Origin of the sequence: Corynebacterium glaucum (genome assembly GCF_002287505.1) — a bacterium.
Lineage (GTDB): Bacteria > Actinomycetota > Actinomycetes > Mycobacteriales > Mycobacteriaceae > Corynebacterium > Corynebacterium glaucum.
The window spans coordinates 631869-653515 of record NZ_CP019688.1; the positions used below are offsets into that span (position 1 = coordinate 631869).

General features: G+C 62.6%; 20 protein-coding genes. 14 read left to right on the top strand and 6 right to left on the bottom strand.

Going from position 1 to position 21647, the window contains the following annotated elements:
* Positions 1-13 precede the first annotated feature (13 nt).
* Entirely contained in the window at positions 14-1837 is a 1824-nt protein-coding gene (thiC, locus tag CGLAU_RS03110) for a phosphomethylpyrimidine synthase ThiC (protein WP_095659436.1), read from the bottom strand.
* Between the two features lie 186 nt (positions 1838-2023).
* On the opposite strand from thiC, the gene prfB reads away from it, so the two are divergent.
* Entirely contained in the window at positions 2024-3130 is a 1107-nt protein-coding gene (prfB, locus tag CGLAU_RS03115) for a peptide chain release factor 2 (RefSeq protein ID WP_095659437.1), read from the top strand.
* Here the strand turns inward: prfB and CGLAU_RS03120 are convergent.
* Positions 3127-4338, bottom strand: a complete 1212-nt coding sequence (locus tag CGLAU_RS03120; protein WP_095659438.1) for an acetyl-CoA C-acetyltransferase — start codon at positions 4336-4338, stop codon at positions 3127-3129. The genes prfB and CGLAU_RS03120 overlap by 4 nt on opposite strands.
* A gap of 8 nt (positions 4339-4346) precedes the next feature.
* Positions 4347-5171 carry an IclR family transcriptional regulator gene (locus CGLAU_RS03125; RefSeq protein ID WP_095661006.1) on the bottom strand — a complete coding sequence of 275 codons (825 nt, stop codon included), beginning with the start codon at positions 5169-5171 and terminating at the stop codon, positions 4347-4349.
* 24 nt (positions 5172-5195) lie between these two features.
* On the opposite strand from CGLAU_RS03125, the gene CGLAU_RS03130 reads away from it, so the two are divergent.
* Together CGLAU_RS03130 and CGLAU_RS03135 are read left to right on the top strand one after the other, a co-directional pair.
* On the top strand, positions 5196-5939 hold the full coding sequence (locus CGLAU_RS03130) for a CoA transferase subunit A (RefSeq protein ID WP_095659439.1): 744 nt from the start codon (positions 5196-5198) through the stop codon (positions 5937-5939).
* A complete protein-coding gene (locus CGLAU_RS03135) occupies positions 5939-6577 on the top strand; it encodes a 3-oxoacid CoA-transferase subunit B (RefSeq protein ID WP_095659440.1) in 639 nt (212 codons plus the stop codon). The genes CGLAU_RS03130 and CGLAU_RS03135 overlap by 1 nt, the downstream gene beginning before the upstream one ends.
* A 103-nt stretch (positions 6578-6680) precedes the next feature.
* On the opposite strand, the gene CGLAU_RS03140 is transcribed toward CGLAU_RS03135, so the two are convergent.
* Entirely contained in the window at positions 6681-7985 is a 1305-nt protein-coding gene (locus CGLAU_RS03140; RefSeq protein WP_095659441.1) for an MFS transporter, read from the bottom strand.
* Positions 7986-8344: 359 nt separating this feature from the next.
* Between CGLAU_RS03140 and CGLAU_RS03145 the strand changes: the two genes are divergently transcribed.
* From CGLAU_RS03145 to CGLAU_RS03160, 4 genes are read left to right on the top strand one after another with little or no spacing between them, the layout of a single operon-like run.
* The gene (locus tag CGLAU_RS03145; protein WP_095659442.1) at positions 8345-9898 is read left to right on the top strand and encodes a pyruvate carboxylase; all 1554 of its coding nucleotides are present in this window, start codon (positions 8345-8347) and stop codon (positions 9896-9898) included.
* Positions 9898-10440: an acetyl-CoA carboxylase biotin carboxyl carrier protein gene (accB, locus tag CGLAU_RS03150; protein WP_095659443.1), complete on the top strand. Its 543-nt coding sequence runs from the start codon at positions 9898-9900 to the stop codon at positions 10438-10440. Before CGLAU_RS03145 ends, accB begins: the two co-directional genes overlap by 1 nt.
* 7 nt (positions 10441-10447) lie before the next feature.
* On the top strand, positions 10448-11836 hold the full coding sequence (gene accC, locus CGLAU_RS03155; protein WP_095659444.1) for an acetyl-CoA carboxylase biotin carboxylase subunit: 1389 nt from the start codon (positions 10448-10450) through the stop codon (positions 11834-11836).
* 11 nt (positions 11837-11847) lie between these two features.
* Entirely contained in the window at positions 11848-12771 is a 924-nt protein-coding gene (locus CGLAU_RS03160; protein ID WP_095659445.1) for a DMT family transporter, read from the top strand.
* Here CGLAU_RS03160 and CGLAU_RS03165 read toward each other — a convergent pair.
* Positions 12768-13964 carry a PDR/VanB family oxidoreductase gene (locus tag CGLAU_RS03165; protein ID WP_095659446.1) on the bottom strand — a complete coding sequence of 399 codons (1197 nt, stop codon included), beginning with the start codon at positions 13962-13964 and terminating at the stop codon, positions 12768-12770. The two genes, CGLAU_RS03160 and CGLAU_RS03165, sit on opposite strands and share 4 nt — an antisense overlap.
* Before the next feature lie 201 nt (positions 13965-14165).
* Between CGLAU_RS03165 and CGLAU_RS03170 the strand changes: the two genes are divergently transcribed.
* The 3 genes from CGLAU_RS03170 to CGLAU_RS03180 are packed head-to-tail and all read left to right on the top strand — an operon-like array spanning position 14166 to position 18254.
* Entirely contained in the window at positions 14166-15545 is a 1380-nt protein-coding gene (locus CGLAU_RS03170; protein ID WP_232507176.1) for an oxygenase MpaB family protein, read from the top strand.
* A 51-nt stretch (positions 15546-15596) separates the two neighbouring features.
* A complete protein-coding gene (locus CGLAU_RS03175) occupies positions 15597-16823 on the top strand; it encodes an oxygenase MpaB family protein (RefSeq protein WP_095659448.1) in 1227 nt (408 codons plus the stop codon).
* 57 nt (positions 16824-16880) lie between these two features.
* The gene (locus tag CGLAU_RS03180; protein ID WP_095659449.1) at positions 16881-18254 is read left to right on the top strand and encodes an NAD-dependent succinate-semialdehyde dehydrogenase; all 1374 of its coding nucleotides are present in this window, start codon (positions 16881-16883) and stop codon (positions 18252-18254) included.
* 79 nt (positions 18255-18333) lie between these two features.
* Here CGLAU_RS03180 and CGLAU_RS03185 read toward each other — a convergent pair whose 3' ends face one another.
* Positions 18334-18606, bottom strand: coding sequence for a hypothetical protein (locus CGLAU_RS03185; RefSeq protein WP_157731247.1), 273 nt, complete (start codon positions 18604-18606; stop codon positions 18334-18336).
* Positions 18607-18700: 94 nt separating this feature from the next.
* Here CGLAU_RS03185 and ftsE point away from each other — a divergent pair, with 94 nt between their 5' ends.
* The 4 genes from ftsE to CGLAU_RS03205 are packed head-to-tail and all read left to right on the top strand — an operon-like array spanning position 18701 to position 21491.
* Positions 18701-19387: a cell division ATP-binding protein FtsE gene (gene ftsE / locus CGLAU_RS03190; RefSeq protein WP_095659451.1), complete on the top strand. Its 687-nt coding sequence runs from the start codon at positions 18701-18703 to the stop codon at positions 19385-19387.
* Positions 19388-20290, top strand: a complete 903-nt coding sequence (gene ftsX / locus CGLAU_RS03195; protein ID WP_095659452.1) for a permease-like cell division protein FtsX — start codon at positions 19388-19390, stop codon at positions 20288-20290.
* Between the two features lie 37 nt (positions 20291-20327).
* Positions 20328-20819 carry an SsrA-binding protein SmpB gene (gene smpB / locus CGLAU_RS03200; RefSeq protein WP_095659453.1) on the top strand — a complete coding sequence of 164 codons (492 nt, stop codon included), beginning with the start codon at positions 20328-20330 and terminating at the stop codon, positions 20817-20819.
* A 15-nt stretch (positions 20820-20834) separates the two neighbouring features.
* On the top strand, positions 20835-21491 hold the full coding sequence (locus CGLAU_RS03205; protein WP_095659454.1) for an SDR family oxidoreductase: 657 nt from the start codon (positions 20835-20837) through the stop codon (positions 21489-21491).
* Positions 21492-21647 lie beyond the last annotated feature (156 nt).

Here is a 21647-nt window from a genome sequence, read left to right on the forward strand (position 1 = left end):
TTAACGAGGGGAGTTAGCGCTCCGGCAGGTACACGTTGGAGCCGAGCTCGCGGAACTCGCGAGCCATCTCCTGTTCGCCTTCAACGGCGACAGCGGGGGAGACCTCGCCCTCGATGGTCTCCTCGCGGTCGGTGTTGAACGTCGGGATGCCCAGGTCAGCGATTAACGCGCGGTTCTCGTCGTTGAGTGCCTCGTCAATCTTGTCGCCAAACTCGTCGCGAATGTCCTGGCTAATGCGCATGGAGCAGAACTTCGGGCCGCACATGGAGCAGAAGTGGGCGGTCTTCGCAGGCTCGGCCGGCAGCGTCTCGTCGTGGAAGGACTGCGCTGTCTCCGGATCGAGCGAGAGCGCGAACTGGTCGTGCCAGCGGAACTCGAAACGCGCCTTGCTCATCGCGTCGTCCCACTCGCGTGCACCCGGGTGGCCCTTGGCCACGTCAGCGGCGTGCGCAGCGACCTTGTAGGTGATCACACCGGTCTTCACATCGTCCTTGTTCGGCAAGCCGAGGTGCTCCTTCGGGGTGACGTAGCAGAGCATCGCGGTGCCACCCATGGCGATGTGGGCGGCGCCGATAGCGGAGGTGATGTGGTCGTAGCCCGGCGCAATGTCGGTGACCAGCGGGCCAAGGGTGTAGAACGGTGCGCCGCCGCACCATTCCTCTTCCTTCTCGTTGTTGATCTGGATCATGTTCAGCGGTACGTGGCCCGGACCCTCGATCATCACCTGCACGTCGTAGTCCCAAGCGCGCTTGCACAGCTCGCCGATGGTCTTCAGTTCGGCGAACTGGGCGGCGTCGTTGGCATCGGCGACCGAGCCGGGGCGCAGGCCGTCGCCAAGTGAGAAGGCGACGTCGTAGGCGGCGAAGATCTCGCAGAGCTCGTCGAAGTTCTCGTAAAGGAAGGACTCCTTGTGGTGCGCGAGGCACCAGCCAGCCATGATCGAGCCGCCGCGGGAGACGATGCCGGTGACGCGCTTGGAGGTCAGCGGCACGTACGGCAGGCGCACGCCTGCATGCACGGTCATGTAGTCGACGCCCTGCTCAGCCTGCTCGATGACGGTGTCGCGGAAGATCTCCCAAGTCAGGTCTTCGGCGATGCCATTGACCTTCTCCAGTGCCTGGTAGATGGGCACGGTGCCGATCGGCACCGGCGAGTTGCGCAGGATCCACTCGCGGGTGGTGTGAATGTCGTTACCGGTGGACAGATCCATCACGGTGTCCGCACCCCAGCGGGTTGCCCAGCGCAGCTTGTCCACCTCTTCGCGGATCGAGCTGGTGACCGCAGAGTTGCCGATGTTGGCGTTGATCTTGGTCAAAAAGGCGTTGCCGATGATCATCGGCTCGCTCTCCGGGTGGTTGATGTTGTTCGGGATGATGGCGCGGCCGGATGCGACTGCCTCGCGGACCTTCTCCGGCTCGCAGTGCTCGCGCAGTGCCACGAATCGCATTTCTTCAGTGATCTCACCGCGGCGGGCATAGTGCATCTGGGTGACGCGCTTGCCATCCTTGGCACGGAGCACAGGGCGCGTGGTGCCACGCCACTCCTCACTCGCTGCGCCGCGCTTGGCTGCCCGCGAGCCGTCGTCAAGCAAATTGCGCCTGCGGCCCTCGATCTCCTCAACGTCTGCGCGACCTGCGATCCACTGTCCTCGCAGATCCGGCAAACCGACCTCCGGCTCGGCGTACGGGCCGCGTGTGCGGTAGATGCGGAACGGCTCGTTCGGGCCGGTGGGGGAATCGTCGAGCGCGATGGCGGTTTCGGGAACCTCGAGACCATCCTGGCGAATCGGTGCGTAGCTGTGCTTCGGGTGAATTTCTTGGGCGTAGAGGTCAGCCATGACCGCTCCTTAGCTTCCTTCGCTGGTGCTAACCAGACAGGTTCGGACGGTGCTCGCGCGGCTGTTAGCGCGATCTCAGCCCGCTGCCGCGGGCGCCCGTGTGGGGGTGTGCCACCACTGTAGCGTAACGACCCACGTAGGTACGGAGAATTGGGTGGCCAGGCATCTCAACTAAGATGCCTACGTATGCAATCGGAGACCCAAGCGAGAATCAAGGACCTCGACGCCACCTTGACCACCATCGAGCAGGTGATGGATCTGGATCAAATGGCCGAAAAGGTCCGCGAGCTGGAGCAACAAGCTGGTGACCCCAGCTTGTGGGACGACCCCGCCCACGCGCAGCAGGTCACTTCCGAACTTTCCGGTGTGCAAGGGCGCCTGAAGAAGGTCACCAGCCTGCGTGAGCGGCTCACTGACCTGCCGGTGATGTACGAGTTGGCCGAAGAAGAGGGCGAGCCTTCAATGGCCGACGAGGAACTGGAGGATATCGGCTCCGCCATTGAGTCGTTGGAAGTGCAGACCATGCTCTCCGGCGAGTACGACGAGCGCGAGGCCGTGGTGAGCATCCGTTCCGGTGCAGGTGGCGTGGACGCCGCAGACTGGGCCGAGATGCTCATGCGCATGTACACCCGCTGGGCGGAAAAGAACGACCACAAGGTCGATGTGTACGACATCTCCTACGCGGAGGAAGCGGGCATTAAGTCCGCGACGTTCGTCGTGCACGGCGAGTACATGTACGGCCAGCTTTCGGTGGAGCAGGGTGCGCACCGCCTGGTGCGCATCTCGCCGTTTGACAATCAGGGACGCCGCCAGACCTCGTTCGCTGAGGTGGAGGTGCTGCCAGTGGTGGAGCAGACCGACCACATCGACATCCCGGATTCAGACATCCGCGTCGACGTCTACCGCTCCTCGGGCCCGGGCGGGCAGTCGGTGAACACCACTGACTCCGCGGTGCGCATCACGCACCTCCCGACCGGCATTGTGGTGACCTGCCAGAACGAGAAGTCGCAGATCCAAAATAAGGCGTCCGCGCTGAACGTGCTGCAGTCGCGCCTGCTGGAGAAGAAGCGCCAAGAGGAAAAGGCCGAGATGGATGCGCTTGGCGCAGGCGGCAACGCCAGCTGGGGCAACCAGATGCGCTCCTACGTGCTGCACCCATACCAGATGGTGAAAGACCTGCGCACCGAGTACGAAGTGGGTGACCCCCAGAAAGTCCTCGACGGAGACATCGACGGCTTCCTGGAGGCCGGCATCCGCTGGCGCATGGCCGAGCAGCAGCAGGGCGAAGCCTAAGGGCGCTCGATCACTGCGGCGAGGCCCTGGCCGCCACCGATGCACATAGTCACCAACGCGCGGTTGGCGCCGGTGCGCTGCATGCGGTGCGCGGCGGTGACCAGCATGCGCGCGCCCGTGGCGCCGACTGGGTGGCCGAGCGAGATGCCGGAGCCCATCGGGTTGAGGCGCTCGTCGTCTTCAGAGATGCACCATGCATCCAGCACGGCCAACGCCTGCGCGGCGAACGCCTCGTTGAGCTCGATCAGGTCGATGTCGTCGAAGTTCAGATCCAAGCGCTTGAACAGCTTGTCCGTCGCTGCGACAGGGCCGATGCCCATGGTCTCCGGAGCGACACCTGCAACCGACCAGCCGCGCAGCGTCGCCATCGGGGTGAGTCCGAGTACCTCAGCCTTTTCGCGGGTAGTCACGATCATGGCTGCGGCGCCGTCATTTTGACCGGAAGCGTTGCCGGCCGTGACCGTGGCGTCGTCAAGCTGGCGACCCATGACCGGCTTGAGCTTGGCCAGCGACTCTGCCGTGGTGCCTGGGCGGACATGCTCGTCTTTGTCCACGATGATCGGGTCGCCCTTGCGCTGCGGGACCTCGACCGGCACGATCTCGTCGGAGAAATCGCCGTTTTCCTGCGCGGCTGCGGCGCGGGCGTGGGACATCTCCGCCATTTTGTCCTGGCGCTCGCGGGAAATGTTGTACTCCTCGCGCAGATTCTCGGCAGTCTCGATCATCCCGCCGGGGATCGGGTGGTTCTTGCCGCCGGCCTTCTCGCGGCCTTCCTGCAGGCGGTCCTGGAGTTCCATCGTGCCGCCCTTGACGCCCCAGCGGATGCCGCCGTCGACGGTGTACTCCGTATTCGACATCGACTCCGCACCACCAGCGATGATCAGCTCGGCGGCGCCGGAAGCGATGTGGGACGCAGCGGTCACCACTGCCTGCAGACCCGAACCACAGCGGCGGTCGAGCTGCATGCCGGGCACGTCAATGCCTAGCTCAGCGTCGAGCGCAACAACGCGTCCAAGGGCAGGGGCTGCACCGTTGGGGGAGGCTTGGCCGAGGATGATGTCGTCAATATCGGAGCCGGTGATACCGGCCTCCTCGATCACGGCCTTGACCACCGTCGCCGCGAGAGTCTGCACTGGCACGCCGACGAAGGCGCCGCCGTAGCGGCCGACGGGGGTGCGCTTGGGGTTACAAATAACGATGTCAGACATGGTGCTCCTTAGAGATTTGTGGTTGTGACGTCACGGGTGATCGCGAGCGCGGTGTCGTTGAGCTGAGGCAGAAGCTTCCGCACCAGCTCTTCTGCTGTGTACGCCGCGGCTCGGGTGGAGACGTTGATCGCGGCGATCGTCTGGTCCTCGGCGTTGCGAATTGGGCAAGCCACAGAACGCAACCCCGCCTCGAGTTCCTGGTCAACGATGCAGTACCCCTGCTTTGCGACGTGGGCGAGCTCCTGCCGCAGCGCCGCAGGGTCCGTGATCGTTTGATCGGTGATCGGTTCCAGCGGCACTGCGGCCAGATATGTGTCGAGTTCATTCGCAGGAAGGCCCGCGAGAAGGACCCGGCCCATTGATGTGGCGTAGGCAGGGAAGCGGGTACCGATGGTGATGTTGACGCTCATGATGCGGTTTGCGGCCGCGCGGGCGACGTAAATGACATCTGGACCGTCTAACACCGATACTGAGCACGACTCGTTGAGCGCGTGCGACAGCGCTTCAAGGTGCGGTTGCGCGATGTCCGGCAGGCCGAGGCTGGAAAGGTACGAGAAACCGAGGTTGAGGGTGTGGGGTGTGAGCCAGAAAAGGGACCCGTCCGATTGGGCATAGCCCTCTGCAATCAGCGTGTGCAAGAACCGGCGGGTGGTCGCACGTGGAAGCCCTGTAGCCTCCGCAACCTGGGCGAGGGTTTGGCGGGGGTGTTGCGCATCGAAGGCGCGGATCACCGCCAACCCCCGGCTGAGGCTCTGCACGAGCTGCACGTTACTTTCGCTCACGGTTGTGATCTTAGACGAACCATGTTCGCTTTGTGAACCCTTGTGCAGCATGCGAACAGCGGTTACCATGGCCACATGATTAATAAAGTGCTTGATTCAGTTGAGGAGGCGGTCGCCGACATTCACGACGGCGCCTCTATCGCTGTTGGCGGATTCGGACTTGTGGGCATTCCCGCTCGGCTTATCGACGCCCTGCGTGAGCAGGGTGCCGGCGACCTCACCATCATTTCCAACAACCTGGGAACTGACGGCTTCGGTCTGGGTTTGCTGCTGGCGGACAAGCGCATCGCGCGCTCCATCGGTTCCTACCTGGGTACGAACAAGGAATACGCGCGCCAGTACCTCGAGGGTGAACTCACCGTCGAGTTCACCCCGCAGGGCACCCTTGCTGAGCGCATGCGCGCCGGCGGTGCCGGCATTCCGGCCTTCTACACCAAGGCTGGCGTTGGCACTCCACTGGCAAGTGGTGAGATCCCGACCCGCTACAACCCGGACGGGACGATTGCGGAGTACTCGAAGCCGAAGGAGCTGCGCGAGTTCGGGGGAGAGCAGTACGTCATGGAAGAAGCACTGACCCCGGACTTCTCCTTCGTGCACGCGAAGAAGGCGGACCGCTACGGCAACCTGGTGTTTTCCAAGACCGCGCAGAACTTCAATCCGGACGCTGCGGTGTGCGGAAAGATCACCATCGTCCAAGCCGAAGAGGTTGTGGATGAAATCCCCGCAGCTGAGGTCAACCTGCCGGGTATCTACGTCGACCGTGTCGTCGAGGTTGGACCGCAAGAAACCGGAATCGAATTTAGGACGGTGAGCAACTAATGGCTTGGACTAGGGAGCAAATGGCGGCCCGCGCTGCCAAGGAGCTGGAAAACGGTCAGTACGTCAACCTGGGCATCGGCATGCCCACCCTGATTCCGGGGTTCCTCCCGGAGGGGATTGAGGTGGTGCTGCACTCCGAGAACGGCATTCTCGGTGTCGGTCCTTACCCGAAGGACCACGCAGTCGATCCGGAACTGATCAACGCAGGCAAGGAAACCATTACCGTTGCCCCGGGTGGCTCTTTCTTCAGCTCGTCCGCGTCGTTCGGCATGATCCGCTCCCGCGCGATCGACGTTGCTGTCCTCGGTGCAATGGAGGTCTCTCAGCACGGTGACCTCGCCAACTGGATGATCCCGGGCAAAATGGTCAAGGGCATGGGCGGCGCAATGGACCTCGTCCACGGCGCGAAGAAGGTCATCTTGCTGATGGAGCACACCACCAAAAACGGTGACTCGAAGGTGCTGCCGGAATGCCGCCTGCCGCTGACGGGCGCGAAGTGTGTCGACCTCATCATCACCAACCTCGCCGTCTTCGAGGTGGATGAGAAAGAAGGCCTCACCCTCGTTGAGGTTGCCGAAGGTGAGACCGTGGACTCAGTTGAAGAGCACACCGAAGCGCCATTTCGCTCCAACGTGTGACGCCTAGGCCTTGTGTCTAGGCGGGGCGGTCAACGGATCGTCGCAAAGCAAAAGCTCCCCGAGGGGAGCTCTTTTCATGCTGGGGACTTTGATACCTGGGGCCTTAGACCTCGCGGAGGTCGATGCCTTTGGTCTCAGGCAAGATCCGCATGCTCACGAGTGTCAGGACGCAGAGCACGACGACGTAGATACCGGAGATGTGGGTGAGGTCCTTGGAGGTGAACCACTGGAAGATGTACGGAGCGGTGCCGCCGAAGACTGCCACTGACAGGGAGTAGGCGAAGCCGATACTGCTGGTGCGCTGCGAGGTGGGGAAGACCTCCGCCATGATCGGTGCGAGAAGGGCACCGCCGGCGGCAACCACGACGACTGAGAGGGTGGCCGCGACGAGCATCGTCCACGGGCGGGCGTCGATGAAGTTCATGAGCGGGATCTGCAACAGCGCCATCGCGATGGCGAACGTGTACATGACCGGCTTGCGGCCGATGCGGTCGGAAAGTGCGCCCCACAGTGGCAGTGCGATCAGGCCGCAGGTCTGGGCGAACACGGAGACCCAGTATGCACCCTGGGTGGACATGCCCTCGTGGCTGATGGCGTAGGTGGAGATGTAGGAGGTCCAGGTGTAGTGCGCGGAGGTCACGCCGGAGACCATGCCGATGACCAGTAGAACGTTGACCCAGTTCGGGCGCTGCGGGGTCTGGGAACGGGTATCGGAAAGGTTGTCGTAGGTTGGTGCGCCGCCGTCCCCGAGCTCCTCGAAGTGGTCAGACTCCTTCATGTGGCGGCGCAAGTAGAGTGCGATGAGCGCGGCAACCGCACCGAGCCAGAACGGGATGCGCCAGCCCCAGGCGGCGATCTGCTCATCGGTCAGGGCGAGGGAAATGACGCCGCCGAGGGTGTACGCGATCACGGAACCGCCGAAGATGGACATGTAGACCAGAGACCCCCACTTGCCGCGACGGGCGGCCGGCGCGATTTCAGGGATGTAGCTGTTCGCCGTCGCAGACTCGCCGCCGTGCGCGAAGCCCTGGAGCACGCGGACCACGAGCAGGATGACGGATGCCCAGATGCCGATCTGCTCGTAAGTTGGCATGAGACCGATCAGCACGGCGGTCAGCGCCATGATGATGATCGTGGTCATTAGGACGTTCTTGCGGCCGATTCGGTCTGCGATGCGGCCGAAGACAATGCCGCCGAGCGGGCGGACGAGGAACCCGACAGCGAACACGCCGAACGTGGACAACAGTGCCGAGGTGGGATCCGACTTATCGAAGAATGCCGCAGCGATAAACGGTGCGAAGACGGCATAGGAGCTCCACTCGAACCATTCGAGTAGCTGGCCGATCAGGCTGGCGCCGAGCGACTTACGGTCGGCTGGGCGCTCTGCCTCAATGTGGGTAGAACCCATGCGTTGGCGTGTGGTCACGTTTCCTCCTCCGGAAGCTTGGACGTATGAGCGAAAACTATAACCGCCGTCACATCTACGCGGATCGAGACTTGGATCGCATTTGTGGCGTTAGGTGTCTGCGCCTACTTTTCCGAGATCGCACCAGCTCAAAAGGTATTTTCAATCGACCGACACTCCGAAAAGTGTTCGCTATACGAACGGCGGTACGCAGAGCGCACCCTATTTCGGGGGAGGGGCAGAGTGGGGTTTACCGCGTGAAACGTTGAAATCGGAAAAATGGGCGCAATTTTCCCCGCCGAATTTCAGTGCCGGATGCGTACAGTGAGCGCAGCATCTACTGCGCAAACTAGGAGGTACACATGGCTCTGAACCCTGAGGAACTGAGCACAGAAACCCTCGCTGAAGTACTGGCTGCCGGCGGTCGACCGGCGGATAGCGAGCGTGAAATTAAAATCGTCGACACCACGTTTCGTGACGCGCACCAGTCCATCTGGGCGACTCGTATGCGCACGGAGCACATTCTTTCGCTTATCGACGATGTGACCAACGCCGGATTCGAACACGTCGACCTCGTCGCGCCGATCGAGTTCGATGTCCCGGTGCGCTACATCCGAGAAGATCCGTGGGAGCGCGTGCGTCTCGTCCACGAGGCGGCACCGGACACGAAGTTCCGCGCCATGGTTCGTTCGCGCAACCTCGCGTCGTTCGACTTCCTGCCGGACGATGTCATCCACACCTGGGTCGAGCGCCTGCGTGCGAACGGCTTCGCCGTCATCGGTGCTTTTGATGGGCTCAACGACATCGACAACATTGCCGATACCCTGGTTTTGGCCAAGGAGCTCGGCGCTGAGACCTATGGCTGCTTGTCCTATTGCCTCTCACCGGTGCACACCGACCAGCTCTACATCGACAAGGCCAAGGAGCTGCTGGACCGCACGGACTGCGACCGCATCATGCTCAAGGACGCCCCAGGGTTGCTCACCCCGGACCGCATGAAGACCATCATTCCTGCGATCCGTTCCGTGATTGGAGACAGGACGCTTGAGGTGCACACGCACTCGCTGACCGGCCTTTCTCCGCTGACGTACCTGTTTGCTGCGGAGCTGGGTGTGGATGCGATCCACACCTCTATCGCTCCGTTGGCAAATGGCCAGGGTCAGCCCGCCACCCAGGCGCTTGCCCGCGATCTGCGTGCGTTGGGCTACACCGTCAACATCGACGACGAGCGCGTGGACAACGCTTCCAAGCGCATCCAGGAGATTGCGGACAACGAAGGCAAACCGGTTGGCGTGCCGCGCGCCTACGATGGCGTGCACTACATGCACCAGCTGCCGGGCGGCATGCTCACCAACTTCGAGTCCCAGCTCGCGACCGCCGGCCTCTCGGACCGCTTCGAGGACCTGCTCTACGAAACTGCCCGCGTTCGCGAAGAGTTGGCATACCCGATCATGATCACCCCGTTTGCCCAGTTCGTGGGTACCCAGGCTGTCATGAACGTGATCTCCGGCGAGCGCTACTCCGTTGTGCCTAACGAGATTAAGAAGTACGCGCTCGGATACTACGGTGAACCGCTTGCACCGATCGACCCGGACGTGCTGGAGAAGATCATCGCCAACGGTTCCTCCGAGATCAAGGAAGAGCGCCCCGAGCTGCAGCCGGCACTGCCGGCGCTGCAGGAGCAGTACCCAGACGATGACATCGACACGATCCTGCTGCGCGCAACCATCTCGGGCAACAACGTCGACGAAATGAAGCGCTACGTCGCCGAGGGGCGCTCCGGCCAGGGTGAGGGCATTGCTGGCGGCACCCTCACCGCGCTGGTCAAGCAGATCGCGGACATCGCCGAGACCGGACAGTTCCGTCTCAAAGCCGAAGACCTCGAAATCAACCTCACCAAAGGAGAAAACAAGTAATGTCCAACACCCCTAACATCAACGAGATCAAGTCCCTCCTTGAGTGGGTCAACCAGTCTGGTGACATCCAGGAGCTCAACATCAAGTACGGCGACGTCGAGCTGGCGATGTCGCGCACCCCGGGTGGTCTGAACGTTGCTGCTCCGGTCGCCGCGCCAGCGGCTCCGGTTGCTCCCGCCCCAGCTCAGGCTGAGGCTCCGGCGGCGCCGAAGGCCGAGGAAGCGCCAGCACCGGCAGAGGCTGAGGCTCCGGCACCGGCTGCAGCCGACGAGAAGCCAGCTGCTCCGGCATCCTCCGGCAACGGCGCCGAGGTCAAGTCCCCGATGGTGGGCACCTTCTACGCTGCGCCGAAGCCGGGTGCAGACCCGTTCGTCAAGGTTGGCGACACCGTTGAGGTTGGCCAGGTGCTTTGCATCGTCGAGGTGATGAAGCTGATGAACAACATTGAGGCCAAGGTTGCCGGTACCGTCACCGAGATCCTTGTGGAGAACGAGGACGCAGTTGAGCACGGTCAGGTCCTTATGGTCATCGAAGAAAAGTAGGCACCCAATGGCAGACAACGAACAGTTGCTCGGCAGCGTCCTCATCGCCAACCGCGGCGAGATTGCGCTGCGCGTCATCCGCGCCTGCAAGGAGCTCGGCATCAAGTCGATCCTGGCGTACTCGGAGGGCGACAAGGATTCCCTCGGTGTGAAGGAAGCGGACCAGGCCGTTTGCATTGGTCCAGCCAACGCCGCGAAGAGCTACAACTCTCCGGAGCTCATCGTCTCCGCCGCCATGGCGTTCAAGGCCGACGCGATCCACCCTGGCTACGGCTTTCTGTCCGAGAAGTCCAACTTCGTCAAGATGGTCGAGGACGAGGGCATCGGCTTTGTCGGCCCGTCCTCGGAGCACATCCGCCGCATGGGCGACAAGATCGAGGCGAAGAAGATCGCCCAGGCCGCCGGCGTGCCCACCGTTCCGGGCTCGGACGGCGTGGTCACCGAGTTCGACGAAGCCCTCGCAGTTGCCAAGGAGACCGGTTTCCCGCTGCTGATCAAGGCCGCCGCCGGCGGTGGCGGTCGCGGCATGCGCGTGGTCGAGTCCGAGGACACGCTGGAGCGCGACCTGAACGAGATCATGAACGAGGCCCAGTCCGCGTTCAACGACTCGTCCGTGTACATCGAGCGCTACCTCACCGACATCCGCCACATCGAGATCCAGGTGCTTGCAGACGGCGAGAACGCGATCGCGCTCGGCGAGCGTGACTGCACCTCGCAGCGCCGCAACCAGAAACTCATCGAGGAGGGCCCGTCGCCCGCCATTGATGAGGAGCTGCGCGCGGGCCTGCAGGAAGCCGCCATCAACCTCTGTAAGGAGGTCGGGTACAAGAATGCCGGCACGGTGGAGTTCGTCTTCGACAACATCGAGCGCAAGTACTACTTTATCGAGATGAACACCCGTATTCAGGTGGAGCACCCGGTCACCGAGATGATCACCGGCGTCGACCTGATTAAGGAGCAGCTGCGCATCGCCTCCGGGCAGAAGCTGCGCCTGACGCAGGACGACATCCAGATTCGCGGTCACGCGATCGAGTGCCGCATCAACGCCGAGGACCCGAACGAGAACTTCGCTCCGCGCCCCGGCAAGATCGAGCACTACCGCGCCCCGGGCGGCTTCGGCGTGCGCATGGATACCCACATCGAGACCGGCTACACCATTCCGCCGTTCTACGACTCGATGGTGGGCAAGCTGATCTGCTGGGCCGAGACCCGCGACGAGTGCATCGACCGCACTCTGCGCGCCCTCGATGAGCTCAAGGTCGACGGTGTCGTCACCACCGGCCCGTTCCAGGCCATGCTGCTTAACTCGGAGCAGTTCCGCAGCGGCGACATCAATACCGGTTACGTCGCAAAGATGCTCGAGAACATGGACGAGCTGCCGTCTGACGCGGAGTAGCATCTGCGGACATGCTTGTTCTGTTGGCCATGCTGGTGGGGGCGATTGTCCCCGTCCAGACCGCCGTCAACACCCGGTTGCGGGTGAGTGTTGGGTCGCCCATTGCGGCGACCTTCCTCTCTTTCGCCATCGCCGTTGCCGTCGCTACAGCTATCTCAGGCTTAGCGACGGCCGCTGTCATCCCCGAGCTCTCACTTCCCGCGGCAGAACCGTGGTGGATTTGGCTCGGCGGGTTCATGGGCGTGATGTTCATCGCCGGCAACATCGTGCTGTTTCCGCAGCTCGGCCCGGTGCAGACCGTCATCTTGCCCATCTTGGGCCAAGTCATCATGGGCTTGATTGTCGACGCCTTGGGGCTGTTCGAGTCACCCAGAGTCTCCGTTGGGGCCTTACGCCTTCTCGGCGCGGTCGTAGTTGTCTCCGGTATCGCTATGGTGCTGGAGCTCGGGCGCGACGCCCGAACTGCCGCGAACGCGAGTGGTGCCCGCCTTTGGGGGCTGCGCGCCTTGGGCGTGGTGATGGGCATGGGTTCCGCCACCCAAACTGCGGTCAACGGCCATCTCGGTAGAGTGCTGGGCAGCCCGCTCCAAGCAGGGCAAGTATCCCTCGCCGTGGGGCTCCTAATCCTGTTGGTCTTGGTGCTGGTACTGCCGATGGACCGCCGCGCAATCGCCACCGGAGTAACCCCGGGGCCGTGGTGGATGTGGCTCGGCGGCGTGCTCGGTGCATTCTTCGTTTTCGGCGGTGCCGCGCTGGTGCCGAAGTTGGGGACCGGCACGACGGTGATCGGATCCCTAACCGGCACCATCATCTGCGGTCAGGTGCTTGAGTCGCTCGGCGTCGGCACCGGCAAACGCCGCGGTCTACCAACGCCGTATCGCCTCTTTGGACTTGTGCTTGTGATTATGGGTGTGGCGATGGTGCGCCTGCTCTAGAGGTTCTTCCACCGCTCCAGCGTGAGCGAGGGGGACAGCGCGCGCGAGACGCAGGTGGTGAATGCCCCGTTCTCGTGCTGTTCTTCGGTGAAGAAGCTGTCGCGGTGGTCGGGCACTCCTTCGATGACTTTCACTACGCAGGTACCGCAGGTGCCGTCTTGGCAGCGCGACATGATCGGTACGTCTTCGTCCTCGAAGACATCGAGTACCGATTCGCCTTCGGGGATCTGATACGTCTCACCCAGGAACGTCACCTCGAATGGGCCGTCAGCCCGGTGGTCACCCGCCAGCGTCTCCTCGCTAGAGCGAAATGCCTCCCAGTGAATGTTCTGCTGAGGCAGGGCGTGGCTTGCAACTTCGATCACGCCGTCCATGAACCCTTGGGGTCCGCACACGTAAAGGTGGGTGTCTGCTGCGGCCACGTCGGGGGCGGCGAGCGCTTCGTTGATGTAGCCCGCTTGTTTGTCCCGCTCACCGGTGGCAAAAATACTCTTGGTCTGGCCGTGGAGGTATTCGTCGATCAGGTGGCTCATCGCTGCGCGCTCTTTGCTTGAAGCGAAGTAGAGCACGGTGTAATCCTCGCCCTGGCGCTTGAGCTCGCGGGCAAGTGAATAGATCGGGGAGATGCCGACTCCGGCGCCAACCAGAATCGAGCGCTTGGCTTCAGTTGCGAGGCCGAAGTTGTTTCGCGGGGTGCTGATCGCGACCGTGTCGCCCTCCGAGAGGTTGTGCACAGCGATAGACCCTCCACGCGAGTCGTCCTCAAGCTTGACCGAGATGCCGTAGGTGCCCTGTTCCTCGCCTTGGCCCTCCGCGTCGGCGTGAGACATGGGGAAGAGGGAGTATTGGCGGATGAGCTCTTCGCCGGTGGGGGATTCGAGGTAGAAATCAGCGTGACAGCCGGGCTCGTATCCTTCCAACGGTGCTTCATTGGGCGTTTGGAGTGTCACGAGGGAGAGGCCGTGTGCGTTGTTGACCTCAGTGACGGTCAAAACGATGCGGCCGTTGGCGTCGCCGCCTTGGGGGCTATCGGTGCTAGCGCGTTCGGCGCTCTTAGAGGCCTCATTTTGTGAGCGCGCCGCCAGCGCTGCTGCTCGATCTTCGGCGGTGGGATCTTGCGATTTGCCCTTCCCCCTAAACAGGGCCCCGAAACCGCTCATACCTTTGCCGCGCGCGCTCACGAATTCCTCCATCTACCTGCGGATATGCAAGAACTATAGTGTGACTAATTACTTTCGCAAACCGTCAGGAAAACACAATCTAAAAACGGTTGCCGCTCCATTTTGTAATAGTTACGATAGATTCACGCAAACGTGATCGACACCACAATCGCATCGATGTGGGTCTCACGCCATTGGGTTTGCGCTGAATTCCTGAAAAAGGAAAGGACTTTCATGACCGCGACAATTGATCCACGTCGTGAGAATCAGCATCAAGACACGTTGAGGCCTGAGATTCTCCCGATGTCGGACAACCCGTATGAGGATTTCCGCTATTTCTATCGCGACGGCATGCCGCTGCGGCCGGCGCCGAAGCGCCGCACCAAGACGCCGGGTTGGTCCACACTGCGCCACAACCTCTTCGATAGGTGGCACACCGTCGCCGACAGCTGGGACGGATACGACTCGTTCCAGACCAAGCTGCTCGACGACCACATGTGGCAAACCGACGAGACCGGGGCGAAGCTGGCCGAGGCATTCAAGCGCGACGGGGCCAAGAAATCCCGTGCGGACTTCGAAACCGCGCTGAACGAGGGCATCGACAAGGTTGCAGACCCGTCGCCGGAGCTCGTCGAGTTCTTCGCAGAGGTGGACAACATCCCGGAATGGATCGACCTCGAAGCTGCGGAGCGCGGCCGCGTCGCGTACTACAACGTCACCCCGTCCGCTGAGCTGCTGTCCATCGGCTTCGCGTACTGGGCAACGACGATGGAGGACCGCACATCCGCTGCCACGGGTGAGACCCAGATGTTCGAGCTTGAGGCCTTTACCCGAGTGATGGAGACGGTGAAGTTCTTCGTCGACCTGGGCAAGAAGGGCGTGTTCGACCGCTACTCGGACGGTCTCAAGGCTGCGGTGCGCGTGCGTCTCCTCCACGCCCAGGCGAACCGCGGCTTGGAAAAGTTGTGGGGTCCGGAGCACTACAACGAGTTCGGCCGTCCGATCGGCTCGTCCTTCCTCGTATCCGGCGAGGGCTGGTTCGCCCTCATGCCGATCGGCGTCGACGAGTTCTTCGGCCGCTACCACTCCGGCGAGGAGTGGGATGACGTCGCCATGTACTGGGCGTGGGTGCTGCACCTCATGGGTGCGGAGGAGCGCCTGATCCCCAAGACCGGCGACGAGATGCGCAAGATGACCGACTTCATCTACGCCAACGGTGGCTACTCCTCGACGTACCACGTCCAGGTCGCCACCGCCCTGATGGACATTCTGGAAAAGCTCGATCCACAGATGCCGGGCCAGGTGCTGGGCGCGCTGTCGCTGGTCATCGGTGACGCAGACACCAAGTTCATGGTCAAGGGCTCCCGCTTCGAGGGCACCCCCTACCTGCACTGGAAGCTCGCGTTCGCGGCGAAAGCCAAGGCTGAAGCTGTGATCTGGAGCCTGCGCGACAAGCTGCCGGGGGCTGAGGCCGCCAAGATCAAGATGGCCGCCGACGGCAAGCCGCCGTGGTCCGATGTGTTCAAGCAGATCGAGGATTACGTGGCGGAGAACGCGCCCGGCGTCAAGGCCGAGTACAAGCTGCACGACGATTCCAAGGAAGCGCTGCGTTAAGCGGCGGCAACCACCCCGACACCTAGCCCAACACACTTAGGAGCAAGACCAATGACTCAGACTTTTACCGAGAACCCCTTGGCCGCCGACCACTACGATCGCACCGGCTGGCCGGTGAGCCGCGGTAGCCGCGAAGAGTTCGTCGCAAAGTTCGGCGAAGATCGCGCGCAGCGTTTCGAGCAGGCGTACTGGGCGATGGATCCGATCGCGGACGCGCTGTACACCAGCGGCAACAAGAGCAAGGACGTTATGCCGAACCTGCGTGACGCGCTGGCGCGCGGCAAGGCAGACGAGAACACCCTGCCAGAGGTCGCTGCGCTTATCGACGACATGAATGCCGCGCTCGAGAACGTCGACTGGGAGCGCTTGGAGCGCGGCCAGAAGGCTGCGCTTTCCGTCCCGGTCCTTGCGCAGAACCTCTCTCTCGGCCCGGGCGCGCTAATCCACACCTACTCCGCCCCGTCGATCGCGGACATCCTGGTCAACACCGGTGAGCTGACCGAGGGCGCCGTACACCGCCTCGCCTACACCACCAACTGGATCTACTCCGTCTACCTCAAGGATGAGCTGAAGCCGGGCGGGACCAGCTACATCCACACCGGCATGGTGCGCGCCATGCACGCGCACGTGCGCCGCGTCCAGACCAAGCTGGGCCTGGATTACTCCGAATGGGGCGCGCCGATCAGCGAGTTCGACATGTTCCGCACTTGGTTCGACTTCACCTACATCGCGTTCACCTACTGCCGCAACCTCGGTTACCGCATGTCGGTGGAGGAGGAGCAGGACCTGTTCTACCTGTGGCAGGTCGTTGGTCTGATGCTGGGCATTCCGGGCGATCTCCTCGCACCGGAGACCGACATCGACGCCTCCCAGGAAACCATCGACGCAATCCACTTCGTCGACGGTGAGCCGAACGATGCGTCGCGCGCGCTTGTCGACGCCCTGTTCAGCGGCTTCGTCACCAACGTCAAGGCACTGCTGCCGTTCCCGGACGAGTCCATTTACGACTGGATGTACGCCGCGACCCGCATCATGCACGGCGACGAGGTGGCGGACAAGTACAACGTGCCGCACGCCGTCTCCCGCCCCTTCACTGAACTGGCGGTGCCGCAGGTGCAGGCAGGCTACGATCTGCTTCGCGCCAACCCTGAGGCGCTGGAAAAGGAAGTTCAGCAGAACCACCAGATCCTGCTCGACGCGCTGACCCACGAGACCTCCTACATGGGGCAGGACGAGGGCATCAAGATGAACGACGGCGAGTTCCGCCCGGGTGCGTAACGCACACCCAACCACTGACTACGTTTCCCACACATTCCTGAAAGGAACCCACACCAAATGAGCAACCAGTACCGCGTGCAGAACCCGGTTACCAACGAGATCGTCGAGACCTTCGACTTCGCCACCGATGAGGAGATCCAGGATGTTCTGAACCGCTCCGAGAAGGCCTTCAAGTCGTGGCGCAACACCACCTACGAAGAGCGCGCCGTCATCGTGAGCAAGGCAGCCGATCTGCTGAAGGAGCGCGCGAATGAGCTGGCCCAGATTGCCGCAGAGGAGATGGGCAAGCCCATCCCGGAGGGCGAGTGGGAGATGAACTTCTCCGGCGACATCATGCAGTTCTACGCCGACAACGCCCCGGAGCACTGCGCACCGAAGGATGTTGACGTCCCGGGCGGCAAGGCCGTTGTGCGCCGTCTGCCGCTGGGCACCATCCTGGGCATCATGCCGTGGAACTACCCGATCTACCAGATCGCCCGTTTCGCCGGCCCGAACCTGATGAACGGCAACTGCATCATCTTGAAGCACGCCGAGATCACCCCGAAGTCCGCCGCTGCTTTCGAGCAGATCCTGAAGGACGCTGGCCTGCCGGACGGCGTGTACATCAACGTCTACGCCACCCACGACCAGATCGAGACCATCATCGCCGACCCGCGCGTCCAGGGTGTTTCCCTCACCGGTTCCGAGCGCGCTGGCGCCAAGGTCGCTGAAACCGCGGGTAAGAACCTGAAGAAGGTTGTCCTCGAGCTCGGCGGCACCGACCCGTACATCGTCCTCGACGCCGCCGACATCCGCGCGGCAGCACAGGAGGCATGGGACAAGCGCGTCCACAACGCCGGCCAGGCCTGCACCTCCAACAAGCGCATCATCGTGATGGAGGACATCTACGACCAGTTCGTCGACGAGATGGTCAGCATCGCAGAGGGCTACAAGAAGGGCGACCCGTCCAACCCGGGCGAGAACGAGTACTTCCCGATGTCCTCGCGCCGCGCAGCCGAGATCCTCAAGGATCAGATCGACCGCTCCGTTGCAGCTGGTGCGAACCTGCGCACCGGCGCCGAGATCGACGACACCACCGCGTACTTCTCCCCGGCGGTTCTGACCGACCTGCCGGTTGGCTCTGAGCCGTACTACGAGGAGTTCTTCGGGCCGGTGGCGGAGATCTACAAGGTTTCCTCCGAGGAAGAGGCCGTGGAGCTGGCGAACAACTCCTACCAGGGCCTCGGCGGCGCCGTCTTCTCCGACGACGTTGAGAAGGCCACCAAGGTTGCGGACCAGATCGACACCGGCATGATCCACGTCAACCTCGGCCAGTACTTCTCTGCGATCCTGCCGTTCGGTGGCGTGAAGCGCTCCGGCTTCGGCCGCGAGCTCTCCGTGTTCGCACTCGATGAGTTTGTGAACAAGCAGTACCGCTACATCAACGACTAATCGGGAACTGTCCTGAAGGCGGCCGGCCCGTTTGGTGACTACCACCGAACGGGCCGGCCGCTTTTTGAGCTTGTTCTGCTTAACCCGTCGGGATCACCGGTGCCGGTTGCCAGATCTCGCGGGCCGGACTCGATGTCGAACTCTGCGTGGAAGTCACCGGGGTGGACGGCACCTGCGCAGAAGTCATTGGTGCCGAAGTCATCGGTGCCGTCGTCGGCGCGCCCGCTGTGGGAGTTGCATCCTTGTCGCGGTCCCAGGGTGCCTGGAAGTCAGGTCGCGTATCCATCGCCACAGCGATGCCCACCAGCGCGACCAGGATCAACACCAGCAGCCGAGTTCCGCCTTTCTTCATGCGCCCCATTGTCCCACCCAGATAGGGTAAGCACCGCGTAACCGACGAGTGTCGGTAATTTCGGGGACGTATCACCCATGGCTACTCTTATCGCATGATCCAATTCGACCGCGTCAGCAAGGTCTATCCCACATCGACTAGGCCCGCGTTGGATGATGTCTCGTTCACCATTGAAGACGGCGAGTTCGTTTTCCTGATCGGCCCGTCAGGCTCCGGAAAATCCACGTTCCTGCAGCTGATGATCCGCGAAGAAAACGTCACCTCCGGCGACATCCAGTTCAACGATTTCCACGTCAACACACTCAAGGGCAAAGACGTGAATAAGCTGCGTCAAGCGATTGGGTACGTCTTCCAAGACTTCCGCCTGCTGCCCGCGCTCAACGTCTACGACAACGTGGCATTCGCCCTTGAAGTCATCGGGATGCGAAAGACACGCATCAATAAGCTCGTCCCCGATGCTCTGGAGCTGGTCGGCCTGGCGTCGAAAAGCAAGCGAATGCCCAACGAGCTTTCCGGCGGCGAGCAACAGCGAGTGGCAATTGCCCGCGCCTTTGTGAACAAACCTCCGCTCATGCTTGCCGACGAACCGACGGGCAACCTAGATCCTGCTACGGCCGACGAGATCATGGCGTTGCTCGCACGTATCAACCGACTTGGTACGACGGTGGTGATGTCCACCCACAACGCGCGTGCCGTCAACGACATGCGCCGACGCGTAATGGAGCTGGACTTGGGCAGGCTCGTGCGCGACGACAGTCACGGCGTTTACGGGAGGGCATAGATGAACTGGGCTTTTATTTTCCGCGAGGGCTACAAAGGCCTCGGGCGCAACATCACGATGACGATCGCGCTCGTGATTACCACCATGCTCTCACTCGTGCTCGTGGGTGCCGGCATTTTGCTGTCGCAGGCGACCGCGCAGACCAAGGACCTGTACCTGGACCGCGTGGAAGTGATGGTGGAGCTGAACGAGGAGATCTCCGCGAGCGACGAAGACTGTTCGTCGCAAGCCTGCCGCGAGGTGCGCGACACCCTGCAGGCTGACAGCGGGGTAGAGCAGGTCACCTTCCGCTCGCGCGCGCAGTCCTACGAGCGCTTCGTTGAGCTGTTCGAGGCCAGCGAACCGGACCTCGTTCGCGAGACCAGTCCGGAGGCGCTGCCGGCGGCTTTGCACGTGCGACTCAGCGACCCGTCGGACACCTCGCCGATTGACGAGATCCGGGATCTGCCGCAGGTCGCGGTGATCACCGACCAGGCCGACACCGTGCGCGACGCGGCGAGTACGATGGACACGTTCCGCAACATGACCTGGTTCTTCGCCGGTGCACAGGCGCTGGCCGCGATCTTCCTCATTGTGAACATGGTTCAGCTCGCAGCGTTCAACCGCCGTGAGCAGATCGGCATCATGCGCATGGTGGGTGCGTCGCGCTGGTTCACGCAGGCGCCGTTCGTGCTCGAGGCGGTGATGGCGGTGGCCATCGGTGCCGTGCTGGCGACGGTGCTGGTGTTCGTCGGCAAGCGGACGATCGTCGATACGATCCTTTCGGAGCTGTACTCCTCCCAGCTCATCGCCTACGTACCTACCTCGGCGGTGTGGACGGTCATGCCCCTGATCGGGCTCGCAGCGATGCTCATCGGCGGTCTCGCGGCGCAGATTGCACTGCGCTCCTACGTGCGCAAATAGCTTCGCGCTCAGGTGGGGTAGTAGCATTAGCCACCTTATGGCCAAGAAGAAAAAGCAGTCGAGCAACTCCGGGGTGCTAGCCACCAACCGGAAGGCTCGGCATGACTACACCATCTTGGACACCTGGGAGACCGGGATCGTGCTCCAGGGCACCGAGATCAAGGCGCTGCGCGAAGGCAAGGTCTCACTCGTCGAGGCATTCGCCACCATCGATAACGGCGAGGTGTGGCTGCGCAACATGCACATCCCCGAGTACTCGAAGGGACACTGGACCAACCACCCGCCGCGCCGCACCCGCAAACTGCTCATGCACCGCCGCGAGATCGACTCGCTGGAGGGCAAGCTTCGCGACGGCAACCGCACCCTGATTCCGCTGTCGATCTACCTCAAGGACGGCCGCGCGAAGGTCGAGTTGGGCCTCGGACAGGGTAAACAGGATTACGACAAGCGCCAGTCCATTAAGCGCCGCACCGAAGACCGCGAGATCGCCCGCGATTTGGGACGCAAATTCAAGGGCATCAAAGCCTAGCTACGCTTGGGTGGCATGAAACCCAAAAAGACTGCACTGATCACTGGCGCCTCCCGTGGCATCGGCCGCTCTATCGCGGAAGAACTCGGCCAGGATCACCACATCTACGCGGGAGCGTCGAAGGACGCTTCCCAGATCGTCGATAAGCTTCCGAGCGCTGAGCCGTTCGAGGCTGACCTCACTGACACCGACGCGATCCTCCGCGCGGCCGAACAGATCGAGGAGCTGGATGTTCTCGTTCTCGCCGCGGGCGTGATGGAGCACGGCCCGCTCGAGGAGCTCACCGACGACAAGTGGCGCACGATGATGGAGGTCAACCTCTTCGCGCCCGTGACGCTCACCCGCGCGTTGTTGCCTGCGTTGCGGCGCTCTAACGGCTTGATCATCGCCATCAACTCGGGCGCCGGCTTCCAGGGCATCGCCGAGAACTCCGCCTACTGCGCGTCGAAGTTCGCGCTGCGCGGCTTCACCGAAGCGCTGCAGGAGGAAGAGGCTGGCAAGGTGCGGGTGACATCGCTGCACCCGGGACGCACTGACACCGATATGCTCGCCGGCGACGACGGGCGGCCGAAGATGGATGCGGTGAACGTGGCCAAGGCTGCGCGCCTCGCTGTTGACGCTGGCCCGGACGCGGTCGTGGAGTTCATGCGCGTGCGCCCAGCGCGTACCTAAGGGCCCCAAACGCGCCCAAGCCGCCTGCCGTACGGGTTGACCCCGATGCGGTTTTCAGGGTGGAAATCGGGGCGACACCCCACGCGGTCGGGCGCCTTTTGCAGGAATAATCGGAACCTAGCGAATCAGCGCTTTCCAAGCTCCCGACACAAAGGA

What these genes read in the sequence shown, in the direction of transcription:
- thiC (WP_095659436.1), bottom strand. Translation starts at nt 1,837, where the DNA reads ATGGCTGACCTCTACGCCCAAGAAATTCACCCGAAGCACAGCTACGCA.
- prfB (WP_095659437.1), top strand. Translation starts at nt 2,024, where the DNA reads ATGCAATCGGAGACCCAAGCGAGAATCAAGGACCTCGACGCCACCTTG.
- CGLAU_RS03120 (WP_095659438.1), bottom strand. Translation starts at nt 4,338, where the DNA reads ATGTCTGACATCGTTATTTGTAACCCCAAGCGCACCCCCGTCGGCCGC.
- CGLAU_RS03125 (WP_095661006.1), bottom strand. Translation starts at nt 5,171, where the DNA reads ATGCTGCACAAGGGTTCACAAAGCGAACATGGTTCGTCTAAGATCACA.
- CGLAU_RS03130 (WP_095659439.1), top strand. Translation starts at nt 5,196, where the DNA reads ATGATTAATAAAGTGCTTGATTCAGTTGAGGAGGCGGTCGCCGACATT.
- CGLAU_RS03135 (WP_095659440.1), top strand. Translation starts at nt 5,939, where the DNA reads ATGGCTTGGACTAGGGAGCAAATGGCGGCCCGCGCTGCCAAGGAGCTG.
- CGLAU_RS03140 (WP_095659441.1), bottom strand. Translation starts at nt 7,985, where the DNA reads ATGGGTTCTACCCACATTGAGGCAGAGCGCCCAGCCGACCGTAAGTCG.
- CGLAU_RS03145 (WP_095659442.1), top strand. Translation starts at nt 8,345, where the DNA reads ATGGCTCTGAACCCTGAGGAACTGAGCACAGAAACCCTCGCTGAAGTA.
- accB (WP_095659443.1), top strand. Translation starts at nt 9,898, where the DNA reads ATGTCCAACACCCCTAACATCAACGAGATCAAGTCCCTCCTTGAGTGG.
- accC (WP_095659444.1), top strand. Translation starts at nt 10,448, where the DNA reads ATGGCAGACAACGAACAGTTGCTCGGCAGCGTCCTCATCGCCAACCGC.
- CGLAU_RS03160 (WP_095659445.1), top strand. Translation starts at nt 11,848, where the DNA reads ATGCTTGTTCTGTTGGCCATGCTGGTGGGGGCGATTGTCCCCGTCCAG.
- CGLAU_RS03165 (WP_095659446.1), bottom strand. Translation starts at nt 13,964, where the DNA reads ATGGAGGAATTCGTGAGCGCGCGCGGCAAAGGTATGAGCGGTTTCGGG.
- CGLAU_RS03170 (WP_232507176.1), top strand. Translation starts at nt 14,166, where the DNA reads ATGACCGCGACAATTGATCCACGTCGTGAGAATCAGCATCAAGACACG.
- CGLAU_RS03175 (WP_095659448.1), top strand. Translation starts at nt 15,597, where the DNA reads ATGACTCAGACTTTTACCGAGAACCCCTTGGCCGCCGACCACTACGAT.
- CGLAU_RS03180 (WP_095659449.1), top strand. Translation starts at nt 16,881, where the DNA reads ATGAGCAACCAGTACCGCGTGCAGAACCCGGTTACCAACGAGATCGTC.
- CGLAU_RS03185 (WP_157731247.1), bottom strand. Translation starts at nt 18,606, where the DNA reads ATGAAGAAAGGCGGAACTCGGCTGCTGGTGTTGATCCTGGTCGCGCTG.
- ftsE (WP_095659451.1), top strand. Translation starts at nt 18,701, where the DNA reads ATGATCCAATTCGACCGCGTCAGCAAGGTCTATCCCACATCGACTAGG.
- ftsX (WP_095659452.1), top strand. Translation starts at nt 19,388, where the DNA reads ATGAACTGGGCTTTTATTTTCCGCGAGGGCTACAAAGGCCTCGGGCGC.
- smpB (WP_095659453.1), top strand. Translation starts at nt 20,328, where the DNA reads ATGGCCAAGAAGAAAAAGCAGTCGAGCAACTCCGGGGTGCTAGCCACC.
- CGLAU_RS03205 (WP_095659454.1), top strand. Translation starts at nt 20,835, where the DNA reads ATGAAACCCAAAAAGACTGCACTGATCACTGGCGCCTCCCGTGGCATC.